The sequence below is a fragment of the Chromohalobacter israelensis DSM 3043 genome, from assembly GCF_000055785.1.
In the GTDB taxonomy this organism is placed as follows: domain Bacteria; phylum Pseudomonadota; class Gammaproteobacteria; order Pseudomonadales; family Halomonadaceae; genus Chromohalobacter; species Chromohalobacter israelensis.
The window spans coordinates 303,819-323,586 of record NC_007963.1; the positions used below are offsets into that span (position 1 = coordinate 303,819).

The following is a 19,768-nucleotide window of genomic DNA, read 5'->3' on the forward strand; positions in this document are numbered from 1 at the left end:
CGTGCCGCGCGGGATGCCGTGTCGTCAGCGGCGCGAGGCCGGCACCAGGGTAATGGTCGGCGTGGTGCCGGTGTCGCCGTTCAGGACCTCGACCGCGTCGCGGTTGAGATACGTGATGCGCCCCTGGTCGCGAACCTCGGCCTGCAACGTGTAGCGATGCGCCGCGTCGATGGCGCTGGCGTCGTAACGCAGTGCCACCTCGGTGGCCTCGGTATCGATCCGAGGGTAGCGACTTTCCGCCAGCGTCGTGTCGTCGGCGCTGTCTTTCAGGGCCACCTTGAGCGTGGCTGCCGGCGACAGGGCTGGTGGCGTGTCGAAGACGACACGAGCGTCGAGCGTCTGGAAATCGGGGCCGCTGGCGCAACCGACCAGCCCGGCCAGAAATGCGCCGCACAGGGCCGTGCGGAGGCGGTGCGATAGACGGGACAGGGGCATGGGAATCTCTCCTGGGGAACGCCGTTGGCGTGGGCTCAACCGCCCGCGAGTTTGACGCGATAGCCGCGCGCTTCCAGTTCCACCTTGAGTGCGTCGCGGTGATCGCCCTGAATTTCGATGATGCCTTCCTTAAGTGCACCGCCGGTGCCGCAGCGTTTCTTGAGTGCCTTGGCCAATGTCTTGAGCTCTTCGCTCTTGAGCGGCACTCCCTCGACGAGGGTGACGCCCTTGCCCTTGCGGCCCTTGGTTTCGCGGCGCAGACGGACGATGCCGTCGAGGCGCGCCAGGCGGTCTTCCTCCGCCGTGTCGGCGCAGCGGCACTCGCTGAGCGGGGCGCGGCACTCGGGGCAGGTCTCGCCGTGTTCGGTGGAGTACACCAGCCCGCGCAATTGATCCTGTAACGATGCCATGCGTATCTCCCTGGCGTCGGCTTGGCACGATACGCGAATGATAACGCGCCGAGCCGCGATGCACGAACCAGGCGTCGCGCGTCCCCGGCAGGAAATCAGTGTGGCAGGGTTTCCAGCTGGGCCAAGCGTGCCACCACGTCGGGCAGGTCGCGCATGTGGTGCAGGGCGATGGCGCCGGACGGCGTGGTCTCGCGCTCGGGGAAGCGATTGATGTGAATCGTGCGCATCCCGGCGGCCAGGCCGGCGGCGACGCCGACCTCGGCATCGTCGATCACCACGCAGTGCTCGGGGGCGAAGCCCATGTCACGGGCGGCATGCAGGAACAGCCCCGGCTCGGGTTTCCAGCTCTCGATGGTGTAGCCGCTGTAGAGGCGATCCTCGAAATAGGGGCGCAGACCGGTGCTGTCGAGGGCGCGGCGTATCTTGTGCTCGGGGCCGTTGGAAGCCACGCAGCGGGGATACGCCCCAAGGCGCTCCAGCGCCTCGCGGATCCCGGAGATGGGCTGCAGCTCGCGACTCATGCGTGCCTGCATGTTGCGTCGCATCTCGCTCTCGGCCATGTCGCGCGTGGCGTCGTCCAGGGCGCCGTAGCGACGCTCGAGTTCCGCGACGATGTTGGCGAATCGTACGCCGCGAAACTCTGCCATGTACTGGGGGGCGGCGAAAGGCAGTCCGACACGGGTCAGTACGTCGGCCATGACATCGGCAAGCAGGGGTTCGCTATCGACCAGGGTGCCATCGCAGTCGAACAGCAGGCACAGCGAATGAGACATGATGGTGGAGCCTCGAGGGCGTGATGGATGAAACCGCACAGTTTCTCAAATATCGGCATGCCACGCCCAGGCTTGAGCGCGATGGCGAGTTTGCGAACGGCGTTTTTAAACTCTAACGGGAACTGTAGTGCTCCCCGGCCGCAATGGCAAGGCCGGGGAGCGCGGGGCGAGCGGTCCCGGCTATACGAAGTCCGGCACCAGCGCCCGCGGGATCATCAGGATGAGCTGCGGGTAGACGATCAGCAGCGCGATCACGACCAGCATCACCGCCAGGTACAGCAGCGTCGTGCCGAGTGCCTTGAGCAGCGGAATGCCACCGATCTTGGCCGAGATCATCAGGCACAGACCGTAGGGCGGCGTGATCAGGCCGAGCCCCAGGGCCATGACGCTGATGACGCCGAACTGGACCGGGTGCACGCCCGCCTGCATGGCCAGCGGCTGGAAGATCGGCGCGAGAATCGCCATCGCGGGCAGCGAGTCCATGAAGGTGCCGATCAGCAGCATGACGATGGCCATGACGATGAGCAGCGTGGTCGGGTCGGTGATGTTGACCCCTTTCATCAGCGACGGCGGAATCTGATAGAAGCTGATCAGATAGCCGAAGATGGCCGCGCCGACCAGGCTGAACAGGGACAGCGAACACAGGCGCACGGTGGAGGTGGAGGCCGCCATGACGCTCTTGAACGTCAGCTCGCGGTAGACGAGAAAGCCCAGCGCCAGGGCATACAGCACCGCCATCACCGCCGCTTCGGTGGGGGTGACGATGCCCAGCGTGATGCCGCCGATGATCAGCACCGGAATGCCCGCCGCGAGCAGGCCGTCCTTGCCCGAGTGCATCAACTGCGCGAGCGAGGCCCGCTGGCGCACGGGCACCTGGTAGCGGCGCACGTAGCCCAGGTTGAGCAAGAGCTGCGCGATGCCGATCATCACCCCGGGCAGGATGCCGCCCAGGAACAGGCCGGCGATCGAGGTGTTGGTCAACGCGCCCCACACGATCATGTTGATCGACGGCGGGATGACGATGCCCATGACCGACGACGCGGCCGTGACCGCCACCGCGAAATGCGCGGGGTAGCCTTCCCGTTTCATGGCCGGGATCAGCACCGTGCCGACGCCGGCGCTGTCCGCCGTCGAGGAGCCGGAGACGCCGGCGAACAGCATGCTGACCATGACGTTGACGTGGGCCAGGGCGCCCTTGAAATGCCCCACCAGGTGCAGACACAGCGTGATCAGCCGGTCGGTGATGCGTGCGGCGTTCATGAGGTTGCCGGCGAGCAGGAACAGGGGCACGGCCAGCAGCACGAACGAGTCCATGCCGTTGTACATGCGCTGAAACATGATCCAGGGCGTCAGGCGCGGGTCGAGCATGATCACCGCGAAGGAGGTGAGCACCAGCGACATGGCGATCGGCACGCCGGCAACGATCAGGATCCCCAGCACGGCGAACAACAGCCAGGGCAGCAGGAACATCCAGTCCATCGGCATCATCGGGAAGACTCCTTGCCGCCGTCGCGATGCTCGGGGGCGCTGAGCGAATCGGAGGGCGTCTCGGCGGTATCGGCCAGGGCCTCGTCGAGTTCGGAGGGCGTGTCCAGCGTCTGCTCCATGGCCGACTGGCCATGCAGGGCCGCATGCAGGAGACGTTGCGCGGCGAACAGGATGATCAGGACGCCGCACACGCTGAACGTGACGTACACCGCGATCATCGGCAGCCTGGAGGCCGTGGCGCTGCGGCGAAGCCCGGAGAGCGCGAAGTCCTTGCCGTAATAGACGAACACGACGCCGACCGCCAGGCAGGCCAGATCACGGATCAGGCGCGTCGCCCGGTCGAGCCGGGAGCCGCGGGGAAAGGCTTCGAGGACGAAGTGATCGGCATGCAGCACGCCGATGGCGGTGCCCAGCATGATCATCCACTGAAAGGCGAAGCGACTGAACTCCTCGGTCCAGTACAGACGCGGCAGCATGGGGAGGTTGCGGCTGACGATCTGATAGACGATGAACACGATGAAGGCCGCCAGCAGCAGCAACAGGAGAGCGCCGAGCAGACGCTCGAGCGCTCGATTGAGCCGGGCGAGTCCGGCGAGCAGGGTGGGCATGGCGAAACCCTCGGCGACAAGGGCCGGGATGGGGCATCCATCCCGGCCGGGGGATTACTCGACGTTGACGATCCGGTCATGCAGCTCGGTGAGGCCCATGTCGTCGATCACTTTCTGCAGCGGCTCGGCGACGATCTCCTTCATGCGCTCGCGATCCATCGGGTAGAGCGTGGCGCCTTCCTCCTCGAGTGTCTCGAGTGCTTCGGCGTCCTGTTCGAGCTGCACCTTGCGGGCATAGCTCGCGGCTTCCTGGGCGGCAGCCATGACCGCCTCGCGCTGGGCGTCGTCGAGACGATCCCAGGTCATTTGCGAGAGGGTCAGCAGGCGCACGGTGATGTCATGCTCGGAGAGCCCGATGTGCGGGGCCACTTCGTGGAAGCGCATGCGATGAATCCACTCGGCCTCGTTGAGCAGGCCGTCAATGGCGCCCAGTTGCAGCCCGGTGTAGATCTCTTTCCAGGCCATGACGGTGGGCTCGGTGCCCAGGGCTTTCCAGGCGGCGATCAGCGGCTCGGTCGGGTTGGTGCGCAGCTTCATGCCTTCCAGGTCGTCGAGGCTTTCCAGCGGCCGCGTGCTGACGATCTGGCGCTTGCCGCCACCGAAGAAGGCCAGCACCTTGACGCCGGTGTCGTCCTCGATGCGGTCCGCGATGTCGCGCCCGACCTCGCCATCGAGCACGTGGCGCCAGTGGGCCTCGTCGCGATACATGAACGGAATCGAGAACACGTTGGCGGTCTGCGAGAAATCCGTGATCAAGCCGGGATTGATGATCGACATGTCCAGCGCGCCGGCCATCTGCTGTTCGAACATCTCGGTTTCGTGGCCGAGCACGGAGTTGCCGAGGATGGTGACGGAGACATCGCCGTCGGTCTTGTCCTCGACCAGTTCCTTGAAGCGTTCGGCCCCAAGCTGATAGGCGGTGTCCTCGGTGCCGCCATGGCCGAAGCGCAGGTCCACGGCCTGGGCGCCGCCGGCCAGCGTCATGCCGAGCGTCAGCGCGACGGCGCCGAGCGCGCGCTTGGCGAAGGGGCGGCGGGATGCGTTTGGATCGATCCAGTTCTGAGTCATGATGTCACCTCGTTGATTGTTGTGTCCGCCGGTGGCGGCTGGCGCAGGGATGGTGTCAGATGTCGACGACGTCGGTGCATCGTCGCGGTGGTGTCGCGTCGGCGGTGCAGGGACCGCACGAGTCGCGGACGTGCAGGCGCGGGGTCAGGATCACCTGCTCGCGGGTACCGTCGGGGTCGGCGATGCGTCGCATGGCGAGACGCGCCGCCTCCTCGCCGATGGCATAGGGATGGGTGGCGACGCTGCTCAGCGCCGGCAGGCTCAAGGCCGCTTCCTCGATGTCGTCGGTGCCGATGACCGCGCAGTCCTGGCCGGGCGTCAGGCCCAGGCGCTGCAAGCCCAGCATGGCCCCCAGGGCCATCAGGTCGTTGTGGCAAATCACCGCCGTGGGGCGCGGGCTTTCCTGCATCAGGCGCTGCACGCCGTCGAAGCCGGCGCGCCGCGTGACCGGACCGCGTATCACGCGGTGCACATCGTCGAGACCGTGGGCCCGCATGGCCTCGTGGTAGCCCCGGTGGCGGGCCTGCGTGGCGGAATGCTCGGCGTCGCCGCCCAGGAAGACGATCCGCCGGTGGCCGCACGTCACGAGATGGTCCACGGCCTGGCGCACCCCGAGTTCGAAATCGGTGCCCGCGTAATCGAACGGGGGCTCGCCGACATGGCGCAGCACCTGCACGCAGGGCAGGTTCCAGTCGGCGAGCCGGGAGACCAGTGCGGGATCGGTGCCCTCGGCGGGGCAAAGCAGCAAGCCATCCACGCGCTGTTCGCGCATGCGCTCCAGGAAGCGCTGCTGACGCTGGGGAGAGTCTTCGCTGTTGGCCAGGAACGAGACATAGTTCTCGCGGTGCAGCACCGAGTCGATGCCCGCCACCATGGCGCCGAAGAACGGGTTGGCGATGTCGTAGACCACCACGCCGAGGGTGAAGGTGCGGCTGGCGCGCAGCGCTGCTGCGCCACGGTTGTAGACGTAGCCGAGGGCCTTGATGGAAGCCTGCACACGCGTGCGGGTGGTGTCCGCCACCAGGGAGCTGCCACGCAGTACCAGCGAGACCGTCGACCGCGACACGCCGGCATGCGCGGCGATGTCTTGCAGCGTGACGCTGTGACGCGCGCTCTCGCGTGGGGACGACGGGGTCTCGGGGGATTCGGCCATGCTGGCGTGCCTCGTTTTTGGATTGATCCAAATCTAAGGTCAGCCTAGAAGAGTCGCCGTCTCGGCCCCATTCGCCTTTGGTCCAACTACGACCAGAGTCGTAGAGGCGCAGCGCAATGGATCCGAAACGCCCACGCCGTGGCGTGGGCGGACGGGAAAGACGTCAGCCGCGCGGTGTGACGTCGTTGTAGGGGCTGGGGGGACGGCGGCCCTCGAGGGCGTCGATGACGTTGTCGATGGCGCGCTGGGCCATGGCCTCGCGCGTTTCATGTGTCGCCGAGCCGATGTGCGGCAGGGTCACGACGTTGTCCATCCGGGTGAGCGGCGAGTCGCCGGGCAGCGGTTCCTGAGCGAAGACATCGAGCCCGGCGGCGTGGATCTCGCCGCTGGAGAGCGCCTCGATCAGGGCTTCCTCGTCGACCACTTTACCGCGCGCGATATTGATCAGAATCGCCGAGGACTTCATGCGCTTGAAGACGGCGGCGTCCATCAGGCCGGTGGTCTCGGCGGTAAGGGGAACGTTGACGCAGACGAAATCGGCCTGCTCGAGCAGGGCCTCGAACTCGCAGTGCGTCGCACCCAGTTCCGCTTCCAGCGCCGGCTTGCGCGAGGCGTGGGTGTAGAGCACCGACATGCCGAACCCCAGGGCGCCGCGCCGCGCGATGGCCTGCCCGATGCGCCCGAAGCCGACCATGCCCAGCGTCTTGCCATGGACGTCGGTGCCGAAGTGGGACTCGCCGATACCACTCGTCCATTGACCTTGCTTGACCATGTTGGCCAGTTCCACCGCGCGGCGGGCGCTGGCCATGATCAGCAGGAAGCCGGTGTCCGCGGTGGTTTCGGTGAGCACGTCCGGCGTATGGCAGAGCAGTATGTTGCGCCGGGTGAGTTCCTCCACCGGGTAGTTGTCGACCCCCACCGAGATGCTCGAAATGGCCTCCAGGTGGGGCGCGTCGTCGAGCAGCTCGGGCGTGATCGGCAGGCTGGCGCCCAGCAGGCCGTGGGCGTTGCGCAGCGCTTCGCGAAACGCCGGATCGTCGGGGCCCTCCAGCGTATCGAAGTAATCGACGTGGAAGTGGTTGCGCAACTGCTCGAGGTGATGCGGCTTGAGCCGCCGAAAGGCAACGATGCGTTTGGTCATGCGTGGCTCCTGGTCATGGATGAAGCGGGAATGTGCCGTCACGCCAAGGGGTGAGCGGCTTCGAGGTCGCGCAGGCGGGCACGATCGGGCAGACCTTCCATGTCGCCGACGACCTGGACTTGCTCGGCGCCGATCAGGTTGCCGCGATGCGCGGCATGGCGCGGCGAAAGGCCATCGAGCAGTGCGCTGATCACGCCTACCGCGAAGCCATCGCCGGCGCCCACGGTGTCGACGACGCGGGCAACGCTGACCCCGCTGACCGTGCCCGCGTCCTGCTGCGTGCGCACGTAGCTGCCTTCGGGGCCGAGCTTGATGATGACCCCCGTGGCGCCCTGGTCCAGGTAATGGCCGGCGATGTCGTGGGGACTGTCGAGCCCGGTCAGGCGCTGTCCCTCGGCGAGTCCCGGCAAGACCCAGTCGGCGCGGGCGGCCAGCGCATTGAGGGTGTCGCGCATGTCGGTCTCGCTGTCCCACAGCGTGGGGCGCAGGTTGGGGTCGAAGGTAATGGTGAGTCCCGCCCGGCGCGCCTGCTCTAGCATGTGAAAGGCGAGCTCGCGCGTGCTCGGCGACAAGGCCGGCGGCAGGCCGGTGGCATGCAGGTGACGCACGCCCTGGAACGTCAGGTCGCGCACGTCGTCGAGGCCCAGGTGACTGGCGGCGCTGCCACGACGAAGGTACTCGACCTTGGGGTCCTCGCCGTGTTCGGCGCGTTCCTTGAATACCAGCCCGGTAGGGTGGTCGGGGTCGGTGCGCAGATGGCGGCAGTCGAGGCCTTCGCCTTCGAGGGTGCGGCGGATGAAACGGCCGAAGCTGTCATCGCCGACACGGCTGATCCAGGCGACCTGAAACGCCAGGCGCGCCAGGCCGATGGCGACGTTGGTGTCGGCGCCGGCGATACGGCGCTGGAAGCGTTCGACCTCGGCCAGATCGCCGGGCGTCTCGGCAATGAACAGCGACATCGCCTCGCCGAAGGTCAGAATGTCCGGAGAGAGGGGCATGACAGGCTCCTGAAATCAGTCGTGGGTGCGGCCGCCGAATCGCGACGGGTCGAGCCGCGTGGAATCAAGGTGCCGGCGTAATCGAGGCGCCGTGGCGGACGTTGTCGGCCTTCCGGGGAAAAGCGCGTGACGAGGCAGTCCACGGCGCTGGCCCCGAGCGTGGCCGTGGGCTGGGCGAGCGTGGTGATGCCGGGGCCGACCAGTGCGCACCAGTCCAGTTCGTCGATGCCCATCAGGCCGACGGGGCCGAGCGTGACGCCGGCCTCGCGCAGCCACTGCGCGACCGCCAGCGTGACCTGGCCATTGGCGCAGAGTATCGCCCCTGGCGCAGGGTCGCGGCTGTCCACGAAGCGGCGCAGCTTCGTCGCCAGGGCATCGCCGGGCGCCTCCAGCGCCACGCCGAGCGTCTCGCCGCGCCACTCGGGGTGCCGCGCGAGGCAGGCCTCGACCCGGGCCAGACGTGCTTGGCGTGAGCTGGCCTCGGTCACCGGCTCGCTGACGTACAGCAAGCGGCGGTATCCCTGTGCGTGCAGGTGCGCGAAGGCCTGGTCGATGGCCAGGGCGTTGTCCAGCCCCACGATGTCCGCATCGAGGTCGCTCACCTGGCGGTCGAGCAGGACGACCGGCGTGCGCGGGTCGGCGAAACGGCGCAATGCCGGGCCGGGGTCGCCGGCGGCATTGATGATCATGCCTTCGACCCGGTAGGCAGCCAGCATTTCGAGATGACGGCGTTCGAGCACGGCGTCGTTGTCGGTATTGCATACCAGCAGCGACAAGCCGTGGGCGCGACATGCCTGCTCGGCGCCGTGCAGCACCGCCGTCGAAAAGGGGTTGCGAATGTCGGCCACCAGCATGCCCAGCAAGCGCGACTGCCCACCCTTCAAGCCGCGCGCCATCCAGTTGGGGCGATAGCCCAATGACGTGATCGCCGTGGCGATGCGCGTCTGCATGGAGGGCGAAAGACGGTCGCGTTCGCCGCCCAGGTAGCGCGACACGCTGGTCTTCGAGACCCCGGCTTCACGGGCGACTTCGAGGATGGTGGGAGTGGGCGATCGGGTCATGAGGCTACCTGTGATGGAACCGTTCCCATCATAGGTAGCCCCGCGTTGAGCGACAATCGAGACGCGCTAGACTTTGGTCGTGAAGACACCGGTCTTGGAAACGCCGGCACTGGGGACTTCGGTCGCGTGTGCGTCGGGTATCTCGGGCCCGGCGTAAAGAAAAGAGCGCCCGGGAAAGTCCCGAGCGCCCACGGCGCGCAGCCGGAGAGGGAGAGGCTACTGCGTCTGCTGGGTGTATTTCTCGACGAGGCGGCTGGCGTCGTCGTAAAGGGCCTGGCCGTCGAAACCGGCGCCGTCCATGTCGTCGATCCACTGCTGGATGGTGGTCTCGGCGGCCTCGCGCCATGCCGACTGGTCCGCTTCGGCGATGTGGATCATCTGCCCCTCGCCGCGTGCAGCGATGTCGTCGATGGCGGCTTGCTCCGCTGTATCCATGACCTGTCCGATGCGCTGCGCTTCCTGAAGGCCGGCGTTGTCGTCGATGACCTTTTGCAGCTCGGGCGACAGGTCATCGTACGTCGACTGGTTCATCGCCAGCACCATCATGGCCGTATACAGCCCGTGGGAGCCGTCAAAGAAGGTATGGTTCTGCGCCACGTCGAGCACGCCAAGGGCGGAGGCGCTCTCGAACGGCAGCGTCAGGCCGTCGATCACACCGCGCGAGATCGCTTCGGGGATCTGCGGCATGGGCATGCCCACGGTCTTGGCGCCGAGCTGTGCGAAATAGCGGTTCATGGTCTTCGAGGGGGCGCGGATGGCGAGGCCGTCGATATCGCCGATGTCGTGCACGCTGACATCCTTGGTGTGAATCTTGCCGGGCGAATGGGCGAACACGGCGATGGGGTGCACGCCCTCGAAGTCGTCCTGCATGTGATCCATGGCGAACTCATGGGCCGCCATGCTGGTGGCTTCGCCCGTGGTCGGCAAAAAGGGCTGGTCGAACGCTTCGGACTCGGGGAAGCGGTTGGGCGTGTAGCTCAACAGCGTCCAGGCGATATCCACCACGCCGTCCTTGGCCTGGTCGTAGAGTGACGAGGCCGAGCCGCCCAGCTGCATGGCCGGGAAGATCTCGACCTGAATGGCGCCATCGGACTGTTCCTCGATGCGCTCTGCCCAAGGTTCCAGGTATTGCGTCTGCACCGGGGTGGTCGGGGCGGCGAAATGGTGCAGACGCAAGGTCACGGTGTCTTGTGCCTGGCCGGTGCCGGCCAGGGTGATACCGCCGAGAAGCGCGAGACCGGCGAGCGTATGTTTTGTTGTCATCATCTTGAGCTCCATGGAAAGGTGGCGTGCCATGACGCGATGTCCAGGGTCCTGGCCGTCAGAGGGGCCAGTGGTGTGACCGTTAGATCGGATAGTGCCGGGGGCCAAGTTGCATGGTCATCCAGCGCAGTTCGGTGAATTCCTCGATACCGGCCTTGCCGCCGAAGCGCCCGTAACCGCTGGACTTGACGCCGCCGAACGGCATCTGCGGTTCGTCGTGCACGGTGGGGGCGTTGATGTGGCAGATGCCTGACTCGATACGTTGCGCGATGCGCATGGCACGTGCCGTGTCGCGGCTGAAGACCGCCGCGGAGAGGCCGTATTCGCTGTCGTTGGCGACGCGCAGGGCGTCTTCTTCGTCCTTGACGCGCATCATCGCCACCACCGGGCCGAACGATTCCTCGCCGTACAGGCGCATCGACGAGGTGACGCCATCGACCACGGTGGGCTGCATGATCACGCCCTCGGCCTTGCCGCCGCAGGCCAGTCGCGCACCGTGCTGCTGGGCGTCATCGAGCAGCGCGTTGAGCTTTTCGCCGGCCTCGCGGGTGATCAGCGTGCCCAGGGCGTTGCCCTCGTCGCGAGGATCGCCGGCGCGCAGCGTCTCGGCCTTGCGGGCCAGCTTCTCGACGAAGGCGTCGGCCACGGCGTCGACGACGATCAGGCGCTCGGTGGACATGCAGATCTGGCCCTGGTTGAAGAAGGCCCCGAAGGCGGCGGCTTCCACGGCGGCATCCAGATCGGCGTCCTCGAGGACCAAGAACGGTGCCTTGCCACCCAGTTCCAGCAATACCGGCTTGAGATGATGCGCGGCTTTCTCGGCGATGATGCGGCCCACCTGGGTGGAGCCGGTGAAGTTGATGCGCCGCACGGCGGGATGCTCGATCAACGCCTCGACCACCTCGGCGGCCTGAGGGGGCGCGTTGGTCACGACATTGACGATGCCGTCGCCCAGGCCTGCCTCGACGAGCACTTCGCCGATCAGGTGATGGGTGGCGGGACATTGCTCCGAGGCCTTGAGGATCACCGTGTTGCCGCATGCCAGCGGCGTGGCGATGGCCCGCGTGCCGAGGATGATGGGGGCGTTCCAGGGGGCGATGCCGACCACCACGCCACAGGGAACGCGCACGCCCATGGCGAGGCTGTCGGGCACGTTGGAGGGGATCACGTCGCCGCCGACCTGGGTGGTCAGCGAGGCGGCCTCGCGTAGCATGTTGGCGGCCACCATGACGTTGAACCCGGCCCAGCCCGGCGTGGCGCCGGTTTCATCGACCATGCGCGCGATGAAGTCGGCCTGGCGCGCCTCCATGGCGTCGGCGGCGGCGAGCAGCTTGGCGCGGCGCTCGCCAGGGCCGGTCGCCGACCAGGCGGGAAAGGCCCGGGAAGCGGCCTCGGCAGCGGCGCGGGCATCGCCGGCTGAGGCCGCCGCGGCCCGGGTCACGGCCTCGCCGCTGAGCGGATTGTGCCGCGTGAAGGTCGCGTCTTGCTGGGCGGCGTGGGTGTCACCGCCGATCAATAGGCTGAGATCCATATCGTACCCCCGTGCTTAACTATGTGATTGTTGTGAGGTGGGCGTCCGCCGTCCGACGCACGCCCGGGGTCGCGGGCCGTTCAGCGACGATAGCTTTCCAGGCCCGGCTTGATGCTCTTGTCGTCGAGGAACTGCTTGAGACCTTGCTCGCGGCCGTGCTCGGGGTCGAGCTGCTGGGCCTGGTCGAGCTTGGCGTAGAGGTATTCCTCGTTCTGTTCCCAGGTCAGCTCGCGGCACATCTTGAAGCCGGTCTTGGCGGCGCGCAGGACGACGGGGTTCTTGTCGCGCAGGGTGGCGGCCAGCTTGTGGGTGGTCTCGCGCAGCTCGGCGCGGGGCACGCTCTGGTTGACCAGCCCCATGTCGGCGGCCTGCGGGCCGGTGAAGGTTTCCCCGGTCATGATGTAGTACAGCGCCTGGCGATGTCCCACGGTGTCGGCCATGGCCTTGCTGACCAGGTTGCCCGGGGGGATGCCCCAGTTGATTTCGGACAGCCCGAACACCGACTCGTCGGCGGCGATGGCCAGGTCGCAGGCGACCAGCGGCGAGAAGGCGCCGCCGAAGCACCAGCCGTTGACCATGGCGATGGTCGGCTTGGCGTAGTGACGCAGCAGTTTCCACTGCCAGGTGGAGGCGTCGCGGCGTACCTTGACCTGAACGATTTCGGGGCTGGCGTCGATCTCGCGGAAGTACTCCTTGAGGTCCATGCCAGCGGAGAAGGACTCGCCCTCGCCGGTCAGCACGAGCACATGGGCGTCCTGGTCGAGCTCGATGGTCTCGAGCACATCGATCATTTCACGGTTGAGCGTGGGACTCATGGCGTTGCGCTTCTCGGGCCGGTTCAGGGTGACCCAGGCGATGCCGTCCTCGACGTCGACCTTCACGGTTTGCCAGCGGTTCGTGTAATCGCTCATGTCAATTTCCTGTCAAAATAGTATCAAGTAAGTTGATATTTACCCTGCCAATCATAGTGCGCTATCCTGCGTTTGCAAAGAGGAAACGCTTATGACCAAAGTGGAATCACAGGCCTCCGCCGAGTCGCGGCACGGCGACGCCGACGACGCCCCCGAGGCGGTGCGCGTCGCGTATTTGATCGGCCGGCTCGACCGCGCCCTGCGCCGCCATATCAGCGAGGCCGTGCAGCCCCTGGGCGTGACCATGCAGCAGTACACGGCGCTTTCCGTGCTGGCACGACGCAGCCCCCAGTCCAATTCGCAACTGGCCGAGAAGTCGCTGGTGTCGCCGCAGGCGGCCAACGAGATGGTCAAGGCCATGGAGACCAAGGGGCTCGTCGAGCGTCGCCCCGACCCGCACCATGGACGCATCATCCAGATCCGCATGACCGAGGCCGGACGACGCACGCTGGCCGAGTGCGATCGCACGGTCATGGCGCTCGAGGGCCGCATGCTGGAGAGCCTGAGCGAGGCGCAGCGGGGAGCGTTTCAGCGTCATCTCAAATCCTCCCTCAAGTCACTGGGCGCGGGACTGGTGGATACCGACTGAGTGAGCGTGCTAGGCGACGCGAGCGCCGGACCTGGCATCCTCCTCAGCGTGTATAGCGCTCGACGAGTCGTGTGGCATCGTCGTACAGCATCTGCCCGTCGAGCCCCTTCTCCTCGGCCTCGGCGATCCACTCGTCGACGACCTCCTGACCGACTGCCTGCCAGCGCGCGGTTTCCTCGCTGCCCAGGCGGGTGATCGTGCCCGGTTGCTCGCCGCTCTGAATGGCCAGAATCTGGCGATGGTCCGCCTGATCCATGATCTGACCGATCCGGTATGCCTCGCGGCCGCCGGCGTGAGCATCGATGATGGGCTGCAGGTCCTCGGGCAGGGCGTCGTACTTATCCTGATCCATGGCCACGATCATCATCGTGGTGTACAGCGCTCTGTCACCGCTGAAGATGGTGTGTTCGGTGGTGATGTCGGCCAGCCCCATGGCGGTGATGGCCTCGAAGGGAATCACCGTGCCGTCGAGAACCCCGCGTGACAGCGCTTCCAGGGCCTGCGCCACCGGCATGCCGATGGGCTCGGCGCCGAGCTTGGCGAGATAACGGTTCACCAGCCGGCTGGGGCCGCGCATCTTGAGGCCCTCGATGTCCTCGAGCGCTTCGATGCGCGTCTCCTTGGTATGCAGCGCTCCCGGGCTGTGGGTGTGCACGGCGATGGGGTAAACGCCCTCGAGTTCGTCCTGCATGTGCGTCATGGCGTATTCGTGCGCGGCCTGGCTGGTCGCGGCGCCCGAGGTCGGCAGGAAGGGCAGGTCGAAGACCTCGGCCCGGGGGAAGCGGCCGGAATTGTAGCCCAGCACGGTCCAGATGATGTCCACCTGGCCATCCTTGGCCTGGTCGTAGAGTGAGGGCGGTGTGCCACCGAGCTGCATGGAGGGGTAGAGCTCGACCGCCAGGCGCCCGTCGGACTCTTTCTCGATGGCCTCCTTCCAGGGCAGGAAGTATTCCTGATGCACGGGGGCCGACGCCGGGAAGAAGTGGTGCAGTCGCAGGGTGTACTCGGCCTCCTGGGCATGGGCCTGGCCGGCGCCCCAGGCGAGCGGTAGCGCTGCGGCGGCGGCCAGCAGGAAGCGGCGGCAAGAAAGCGTGGCGTGATGACTCATGGCGTGTTCCTCGTTGTGGTTGTTGTCGTCGTGCGATGTGTCGGGTTGTCCATGTGGCGGTGGCGTCAGCTCACCGCGTAGAGGTCGATGAGCACGCTGTCGCGCGTGCGTTCGGCCTTGCCCAGAAAGATCGTGCGCGTCAGCCAGGCGTAGGCCGGGCTGGTGGTGAAGAAACGCGGCGTGGTGAGAAAGTAATAGGACTCGGGCGCGACCGGCTCCCCGCGCTGCAGGCGTTGCATGACATCCGCCGGGCCGTGCCGGAACCCGACATTCTCGACTTCGATGCGATCGCCCGAGTCGGTTTCCAGGAAATAGCGCGCATGCAGGTCGGCGACGCCGTCGGGGCGTACGGTCTGCCAGTCGCCGCCCCCGGGCAGTACCACGCCGTCGAGCCGCTCCCCGCTGACACGGCCACCAGTGATGGCGATGAAGCGTCGCTTGCCCCGGGCATCCTCGCCGAGCTCCAGGGGCGGGTCGACGTGAATCGCCAGACGCGCGATGAAGGTCGATGTCGGCGGGGACGGCAGCGGATCACGGGTCATGATGAGTCACCTCGGTCGGTAGCGTCGGTCGTCGCGTCGGTCATCAATAAAGCAGGTAGACGAAGCCGAGCGTAATGGCCGGGAAGGCCACCAGCATCACGATGCGGATGACGTCGGCGGCCAGGAACGGCAGGATGCCCTTGAAGGTCTCGGTCAGCGGCACGTGGGGCGCCATGGAGTGAATGATGAAGATATTCAGCCCCACGGGCGGCGTGATCATACCGACCTCGACCACCACCAGTGCCAGGATGCCGAACCAGATCGCCACGTCCGCGGCGGGCATGCCGAAGTCCATGCCCGTGACGATGGGCAGGAAGATGGGCACCGTCAGCAGAATCATCGACAGGCTGTCCATGAAGCAGCCGAGGATCAGATAGCACAGCAGGATGCCGGCCAGCACGACCCAGGGGCTGATCTCCAGGCCCACGATCCAGCCGGCCGTGATTTGCGGCAACTGGGTCAGGGCAAGAAAGCTGTTGAACACGCTGGCCCCGAGGACGATGAAGAAGATCATCGCCGAAGTGACGGCCGTCTCGAGCAGGCAGTCGCGTAGACCGTTCCAGCGCAGTCCGCCCCGGGTGATCGCCAGGACCCCGGTGGCCGCCGCGCCGACGGCGGCGGCCTCGGTCGGCGTGAAGATGCCGGTGTAGATGCCGCCGATCACGATGATGAAGATCGCCGCGCCGGGCCAGACTTCCCACAGCGAGCGCCAGCGTTCGCCGCGCGATGCCTTGTCCTTGTTCGGCGCGCTGGCGGGAAAGAAGCGCACGTACAGGGAAATCGCCAGCATGTAGCTGAAGGCCGCGAACAGGCCCGGTACCAGGGCGGCGGCGAACATCTCGTTGATGTTCTGTTCCGCCAGGATGGCGTAGATGACCAGCACCACCGAGGGAGGAATCAGAATGCCCAGCGTGCCGCCCGCCGCGAGCGCGCCGGTGGCCAGGCTCCCGCGATAGCCCTGGCGCTCCATTTCCGGCAGTGCCACTTGCGTCATGGTGGCGGCGGTGGCCAGCGACGACCCGCAGATGGCACCGAAGGCACCGCAGGCGCCGATCGTCGACATGGCGAGCCCGCCGCGCCGATGGCCCAGCCAGTCGTTGGCGGCCTGGAACATGGCCCGCGAGAGCCCGGCCCGCGCGGCGAACTGGCCCATCAGCAGGAAGAGAGGAATGATCGACAGCGTATGGCTCGAGAAATGCTCGTAGGGGAGTGTCTTCAAGCCATTCAGAATGCCCATCGGTCCGGTGATCAACATCGAACCGGCGGCGCCGACGACCAGCATCGACAGCCCGATGGGGATCCTGGCCGCCATCATGATCAGCAGCAGAACGAAACCGCCCGTGCCCAGTGTGATCGGTGACATCATGCGTCTCCCTGAGCCGGTGTGTGATGCTGAGTATCGCGCGACACCGACAGGCAGGCGCGATAGAAGCAGACCAGTGTCAGCAGGGCGAAACCGAGGATGCCGCCGACATAACCCCACCACAGCGGGATGTCCAGCAGCATGCTGGTCTCCATGTAGCGCTGCTTGTCGAGCAGGCCGTGGTAAAGGCGCCAGGTCATCACGCCCGCCACGACCAGAAACAGCACTTCCGCGACGAAGGCCAGGAGACGCTGCACGCTTCGCGGCGCGCGCATGACCAGAAGGTCCACCGTGACGTGGCCACCGCGCAGATGACAGTAGGGCAGGAACAGGAACACCGCGATGGCGGTCCCCATCTCGACCATTTCGTAATCGCCCGTGACGGGACCGATCCAGCCGAACATCGCCATGTCGCTGATCAACGGCAGGCTGGAGACCCAGCGTCCGGCAATGCTGGCCACGGTCATCAGCGACAGCATCGCGACGACCAGGCCGCCGACGATGGCGGCGAGCCGGCAGGTGGTCTCGAGACTGCGGCGCAGGCAGGTAATACTGGCGTGGGAAGTCGTCGCTAGGCTGCTCATGATTATGTCTTTTATAGGTTGTGTGGGTCGGCCAGGGCGCGAGATGACGAATGGCTTTTTAGTTGCTTTGTATAATTAATTGTCCGTGAGCCGGTGTGCAAGTCATGCCGTCGCAATTTGCCGGGAATTGCGCCTAAAGGATTAGTCGCCACCTTCTTCCGATGCATAGACTTTGCGCAGCAAGGTCAGTAACTGACGCCGCTCTATTTCACTAAGTGATTGAGTCGCCTCCAAATCGCTTTGTTCGGCCAAGCCTTTCAGGCGCCCTACCAGCGCTTCGCCGGTCTTGGTCAGGAAGATGCCGTGCGAGCGACGGTCGCGCTTGCAGCGCACTCGCATCGCCAGGCCGCGCTCCTCGAGACTGTTGATCAGGCTAACGACTCGCGGGGGGTCGATGCTCAGCGTCTGGGCCAGGCTGGATTGCGTCACGCCCGGATAGCCCTCGATGACGACCAGCGACGAGAACTGCGCCGGGCGGATGTCGTGCTCGCGCATGGCCTCGTCGAAGTGCTTGAAGACCTTGAGCTGGGCGCGTCGCAGGGCATAGCCGAGACGTTCCTCGAGCACCAGCCCTTCGACGGTGGTGGGGTAGGCTTCCTCGAGAGAAGGTCGCTCCGGGGAAGTGGGTTTCTTGGATGTCGTCATGAAGCTTCCTTATCCGGTGGTATAGTTAATATGAGAATCATCTGGTGAGCGCATTGTTCCCGATATCGCCAAGGATAGGCAACATCGCGGGAAGTTTGGCCTTCTTGTGCATCTAAAGTCTCATGTAGCGTATCTAGTCAAAAAAATAGTTACCTATTATAACTATATCCATTGCGTCGTTGATGAAAGAACGAATCGCTCAATAACAAGAGACATCACAGACTAATGGAGCCCCTTTCATGTCGTCCCCTTCCGGCAACCGGCCAGACGAGTCACGTTCCGTGAACGATGCGTCCCCGCAGACGCATTGGCTCTTCGGTGGCGAGGTCTCGGAGTATCCCCGTTGCGTGACCCAGCGCCTCGTGCACTGGGCCGGCGAGACGCCGTCGCGCACGTTCCTGGCCGAACGCGAGGGGACGCATCGTGCCTGGCGGACGCTGACCTTCGGTGAGGCGATGCCGCGCGTGGCGCGTCTGGCACAGGCCCTGCTGGACCATGGCCTGTCGGTCGAGCGGCCGCTGATGGTGCTCTCGGGCAATGGCATCGATCATGCGTTGCTGGCCTGCGCCGCGATGCACGTGGGCATCCCCTATGTACCGGTATCGCCCTCGTACGCACTGTTGTCGGAGGACTTCGCCAAGTTGCGTCACGTCGTTGACCTGGTGACGCCGGGGATGATCTTCGTCGACGACGAGGCGCGTTTCGAGGCGGCCCTGGCGGCGGTTTGCGAGCCCGGCACGACCTGCGTGGCGGTACGTCCGAGCCAGCGGGCACTGGCGCTGGAAACCCTGGCGGCAACGCCGGCGAGCGGCGCGGTCGACGACGCCCATGCCGGCGTGACAGCGGATAGCATCGCCAAGCTGCTGTTCACCTCGGGATCGACGGGGATGCCAAAGGCGGTGATCAACACGCACCGCATGCTGTGCAGCAACCAGGCCATGCTCGCGCAACGCCTGGCGTTCTTGTCGCGGCGCAAGCCCGTGCTGGTGGACTGGTTGCCCTGGCACCATACCTTCGGCGGCAACACGATCCTGGGCATGACCATCCACAACGGCGGTTCGCTGTACATCGACGACGGCAACCCCACCGCCGAGGGAGTAAGGCGCACGGTGGACAACCTGCGCGAGATATCGCCGACCTTCTATTGCAACGTGCCCAAGGGGTTCGAGGCCCTGGTCGAGCATCTGCGCGACGATGACGCATTGCGCACGTCTTTCTTCCGCGACCTCGAGATGATGCACTTCGGCGGCGCCGTGCTGCCGGTGCATGTACGCGATGCGCTGGATGCCTTCGGCGAGCGTTCGCTCGGGCATCCCGTGCCCATGCTGACGGGCCTGGGTTCCACCGAGGCGTGCCTGGCGTTCTGCACCGAGGAGGCCAGCGACACGCCGGGGCTGATCGGTCGGCCCGTGCCGGGCATGTCGCTCAAGCTCGTGGCCACGGACGACAAGTGGGAGGCCCGTCTCAAGGGGCTCAATGTCACGCCGGGCTACTGGCGTGACGAGGCGCGCAGCGCCGAGGCGTTCGACGACGAAGGCTACTATTGCACCGGGGACGCGATGCGTTTCGTCGATCCCGACCGCCCCGAGCGGGGGCTGATCTTCGACGGCCGGTTGAGCGAGAACTTCAAGCTCGTGACGGGCACCTGGGTCAATGTCGGCATTCTGCGCTTGCGTCTCATCGAGCACTTCGCCCCGCTGGTACAGGACGTGGTGGTGGTCGGCGAGGGGCGTGATGCCCTGGCCGGTTTCGTGGTGCTGAACGTGCCGGCATGTCGGCAGCGTCTGGGCGATGCGGCACCGTCATCGCTGGACGCATTGGCGCACGACGACACCCTGCATCAATGGTTCGCCCAGCGTCTGGCGACGCATCGCCAGGGGCAGTCGAGCTCCATGCGCCTGGAGCGCCTGTTACTGCTGGATCGGCCGCTGTCCGTCGACCGTGGCGAGCTGACCGACAAGGGCTCTGTCAATCAGCGGCTGGTGCGCGAGCGTTATACGGAACTCGCCGAGTGCCTGTATGCCGAGCCGCCTGGGGATGCGCGCGTGATCCTGCCGGATTCGTCGGTGTCGTGACGTTTCCGCCTTGCCTCCACGC

At 66.1% G+C, this 19,768-nt stretch carries 20 protein-coding genes; 2 read left to right on the forward strand and 18 right to left on the reverse strand.

Annotated features, from left to right (window positions below; all coding sequences use genetic code 11):
* Nucleotides 1-24 precede the first annotated feature (24 nt).
* The 13 genes from CSAL_RS01335 to CSAL_RS01395 form a co-directional block, all read right to left on the reverse strand.
* On the reverse strand, nt 25-435 hold the full coding sequence (locus CSAL_RS01335) for a YbaY family lipoprotein (RefSeq protein ID WP_011505575.1): 411 nt from the start codon (nt 433-435) through the stop codon (nt 25-27).
* A 35-nt stretch (nt 436-470) separates the two neighbouring features.
* Nucleotides 471-845 carry a translation initiation factor Sui1 gene (locus CSAL_RS01340; RefSeq protein WP_011505576.1) on the reverse strand — a complete coding sequence of 125 codons (375 nt, stop codon included), beginning with the start codon at nt 843-845 and terminating at the stop codon, nt 471-473.
* A 95-nt stretch (nt 846-940) separates the two neighbouring features.
* A complete protein-coding gene (locus CSAL_RS01345) occupies nt 941-1,618 on the reverse strand; it encodes an HAD family hydrolase (RefSeq protein WP_011505577.1) in 678 nt (225 codons plus the stop codon).
* 180 nt (nt 1,619-1,798) lie between these two features.
* Nucleotides 1,799-3,106, reverse strand: a complete 1,308-nt coding sequence (locus CSAL_RS01350; RefSeq protein WP_011505578.1) for a TRAP transporter large permease — start codon at nt 3,104-3,106, stop codon at nt 1,799-1,801.
* Entirely contained in the window at nt 3,103-3,714 is a 612-nt protein-coding gene (locus tag CSAL_RS01355) for a TRAP transporter small permease (protein WP_011505579.1), read from the reverse strand. The genes CSAL_RS01350 and CSAL_RS01355 overlap by 4 nt, the downstream gene beginning before the upstream one ends.
* Before the next feature lie 54 nt (nt 3,715-3,768).
* On the reverse strand, nt 3,769-4,782 hold the full coding sequence (locus CSAL_RS01360) for a TRAP transporter substrate-binding protein (protein WP_011505580.1): 1,014 nt from the start codon (nt 4,780-4,782) through the stop codon (nt 3,769-3,771).
* 55 nt (nt 4,783-4,837) lie between these two features.
* Nucleotides 4,838-5,935, reverse strand: a complete 1,098-nt coding sequence (locus tag CSAL_RS01365) for a LacI family DNA-binding transcriptional regulator (protein ID WP_011505581.1) — start codon at nt 5,933-5,935, stop codon at nt 4,838-4,840.
* 163 nt (nt 5,936-6,098) lie between these two features.
* A complete protein-coding gene (locus CSAL_RS01370; protein ID WP_011505582.1) occupies nt 6,099-7,076 on the reverse strand; it encodes a 2-hydroxyacid dehydrogenase in 978 nt (325 codons plus the stop codon).
* Nucleotides 7,077-7,114: 38 nt separating this feature from the next.
* Nucleotides 7,115-8,074 (reverse strand): sugar kinase, encoded by a 960-nt coding sequence (locus CSAL_RS01375; RefSeq protein WP_043557874.1) that lies wholly within the window; start codon nt 8,072-8,074, stop codon nt 7,115-7,117.
* Complete coding sequence (locus CSAL_RS01380) at nt 8,050-9,135, reverse strand: LacI family DNA-binding transcriptional regulator (protein WP_011505584.1); 1,086 nt, start codon at nt 9,133-9,135, stop codon at nt 8,050-8,052. The genes CSAL_RS01375 and CSAL_RS01380 overlap by 25 nt, the downstream gene beginning before the upstream one ends.
* A 216-nt stretch (nt 9,136-9,351) precedes the next feature.
* Nucleotides 9,352-10,401, reverse strand: coding sequence for a TRAP transporter substrate-binding protein (locus CSAL_RS01385; protein WP_011505585.1), 1,050 nt, complete (start codon nt 10,399-10,401; stop codon nt 9,352-9,354).
* Between the two features lie 79 nt (nt 10,402-10,480).
* On the reverse strand, nt 10,481-11,929 hold the full coding sequence (locus tag CSAL_RS01390) for an aldehyde dehydrogenase (protein WP_011505586.1): 1,449 nt from the start codon (nt 11,927-11,929) through the stop codon (nt 10,481-10,483).
* A gap of 80 nt (nt 11,930-12,009) precedes the next feature.
* Nucleotides 12,010-12,840 (reverse strand): p-hydroxycinnamoyl CoA hydratase/lyase, encoded by an 831-nt coding sequence (locus CSAL_RS01395; RefSeq protein WP_011505587.1) that lies wholly within the window; start codon nt 12,838-12,840, stop codon nt 12,010-12,012.
* Between the two features lie 91 nt (nt 12,841-12,931).
* Between CSAL_RS01395 and CSAL_RS01400 the strand changes: the two genes are divergently transcribed.
* On the forward strand, nt 12,932-13,429 hold the full coding sequence (locus CSAL_RS01400; protein ID WP_011505588.1) for a MarR family winged helix-turn-helix transcriptional regulator: 498 nt from the start codon (nt 12,932-12,934) through the stop codon (nt 13,427-13,429).
* Between the two features lie 43 nt (nt 13,430-13,472).
* Here the strand turns inward: CSAL_RS01400 and CSAL_RS01405 are convergent, their stop codons facing one another.
* The 5 genes from CSAL_RS01405 to CSAL_RS01425 form a co-directional block, all read right to left on the reverse strand.
* The gene (locus CSAL_RS01405; RefSeq protein WP_011505589.1) at nt 13,473-14,537 is read right to left on the reverse strand and encodes a TRAP transporter substrate-binding protein; all 1,065 of its coding nucleotides are present in this window, start codon (nt 14,535-14,537) and stop codon (nt 13,473-13,475) included.
* A gap of 65 nt (nt 14,538-14,602) precedes the next feature.
* Nucleotides 14,603-15,079: a DUF3237 domain-containing protein gene (locus CSAL_RS01410; RefSeq protein ID WP_011505590.1), complete on the reverse strand. Its 477-nt coding sequence runs from the start codon at nt 15,077-15,079 to the stop codon at nt 14,603-14,605.
* 43 nt (nt 15,080-15,122) lie between these two features.
* Nucleotides 15,123-16,445, reverse strand: coding sequence for a TRAP transporter large permease (locus tag CSAL_RS01415; protein WP_011505591.1), 1,323 nt, complete (start codon nt 16,443-16,445; stop codon nt 15,123-15,125).
* Nucleotides 16,442-17,026, reverse strand: coding sequence for a TRAP transporter small permease (locus tag CSAL_RS01420; protein WP_011505592.1), 585 nt, complete (start codon nt 17,024-17,026; stop codon nt 16,442-16,444). Before CSAL_RS01420 ends, CSAL_RS01415 begins: the two co-directional genes overlap by 4 nt.
* Before the next feature lie 141 nt (nt 17,027-17,167).
* Nucleotides 17,168-17,671, reverse strand: coding sequence for a MarR family winged helix-turn-helix transcriptional regulator (locus CSAL_RS01425; protein WP_011505593.1), 504 nt, complete (start codon nt 17,669-17,671; stop codon nt 17,168-17,170).
* 281 nt (nt 17,672-17,952) lie between these two features.
* Between CSAL_RS01425 and CSAL_RS01430 the strand changes: the two genes are divergently transcribed.
* Nucleotides 17,953-19,746, forward strand: coding sequence for a feruloyl-CoA synthase (locus CSAL_RS01430; protein ID WP_244846453.1), 1,794 nt, complete (start codon nt 17,953-17,955; stop codon nt 19,744-19,746).
* Nucleotides 19,747-19,768 lie beyond the last annotated feature (22 nt).

Coding starts and splice junctions, on each gene's coding strand:
- CSAL_RS01380 (WP_011505584.1), bottom strand. CDS start 9,135: ATGACCCGATCGCCCACTCCCACCATCCTCGAAGTCGCCCGTGAAGCC.
- CSAL_RS01395 (WP_011505587.1), bottom strand. CDS start 12,840: ATGAGCGATTACACGAACCGCTGGCAAACCGTGAAGGTCGACGTCGAG.
- CSAL_RS01410 (WP_011505590.1), bottom strand. CDS start 15,079: ATGACCCGTGATCCGCTGCCGTCCCCGCCGACATCGACCTTCATCGCG.
- CSAL_RS01340 (WP_011505576.1), bottom strand. CDS start 845: ATGGCATCGTTACAGGATCAATTGCGCGGGCTGGTGTACTCCACCGAA.
- CSAL_RS01350 (WP_011505578.1), bottom strand. CDS start 3,106: ATGATGCCGATGGACTGGATGTTCCTGCTGCCCTGGCTGTTGTTCGCC.
- CSAL_RS01390 (WP_011505586.1), bottom strand. CDS start 11,929: ATGGATCTCAGCCTATTGATCGGCGGTGACACCCACGCCGCCCAGCAA.
- CSAL_RS01420 (WP_011505592.1), bottom strand. CDS start 17,026: ATGAGCAGCCTAGCGACGACTTCCCACGCCAGTATTACCTGCCTGCGC.
- CSAL_RS01370 (WP_011505582.1), bottom strand. CDS start 7,076: ATGACCAAACGCATCGTTGCCTTTCGGCGGCTCAAGCCGCATCACCTC.
- CSAL_RS01385 (WP_011505585.1), bottom strand. CDS start 10,401: ATGATGACAACAAAACATACGCTCGCCGGTCTCGCGCTTCTCGGCGGT.
- CSAL_RS01425 (WP_011505593.1), bottom strand. CDS start 17,671: ATGACGACATCCAAGAAACCCACTTCCCCGGAGCGACCTTCTCTCGAG.
- CSAL_RS01375 (WP_043557874.1), bottom strand. CDS start 8,074: ATGCCCCTCTCTCCGGACATTCTGACCTTCGGCGAGGCGATGTCGCTG.
- CSAL_RS01400 (WP_011505588.1), top strand. CDS start 12,932: ATGACCAAAGTGGAATCACAGGCCTCCGCCGAGTCGCGGCACGGCGAC.
- CSAL_RS01360 (WP_011505580.1), bottom strand. CDS start 4,782: ATGACTCAGAACTGGATCGATCCAAACGCATCCCGCCGCCCCTTCGCC.
- CSAL_RS01415 (WP_011505591.1), bottom strand. CDS start 16,445: ATGATGTCACCGATCACACTGGGCACGGGCGGTTTCGTTCTGCTGCTG.
- CSAL_RS01345 (WP_011505577.1), bottom strand. CDS start 1,618: ATGTCTCATTCGCTGTGCCTGCTGTTCGACTGCGATGGCACCCTGGTC.
- CSAL_RS01365 (WP_011505581.1), bottom strand. CDS start 5,935: ATGGCCGAATCCCCCGAGACCCCGTCGTCCCCACGCGAGAGCGCGCGT.
- CSAL_RS01405 (WP_011505589.1), bottom strand. CDS start 14,537: ATGAGTCATCACGCCACGCTTTCTTGCCGCCGCTTCCTGCTGGCCGCC.
- CSAL_RS01355 (WP_011505579.1), bottom strand. CDS start 3,714: ATGCCCACCCTGCTCGCCGGACTCGCCCGGCTCAATCGAGCGCTCGAG.
- CSAL_RS01335 (WP_011505575.1), bottom strand. CDS start 435: ATGCCCCTGTCCCGTCTATCGCACCGCCTCCGCACGGCCCTGTGCGGC.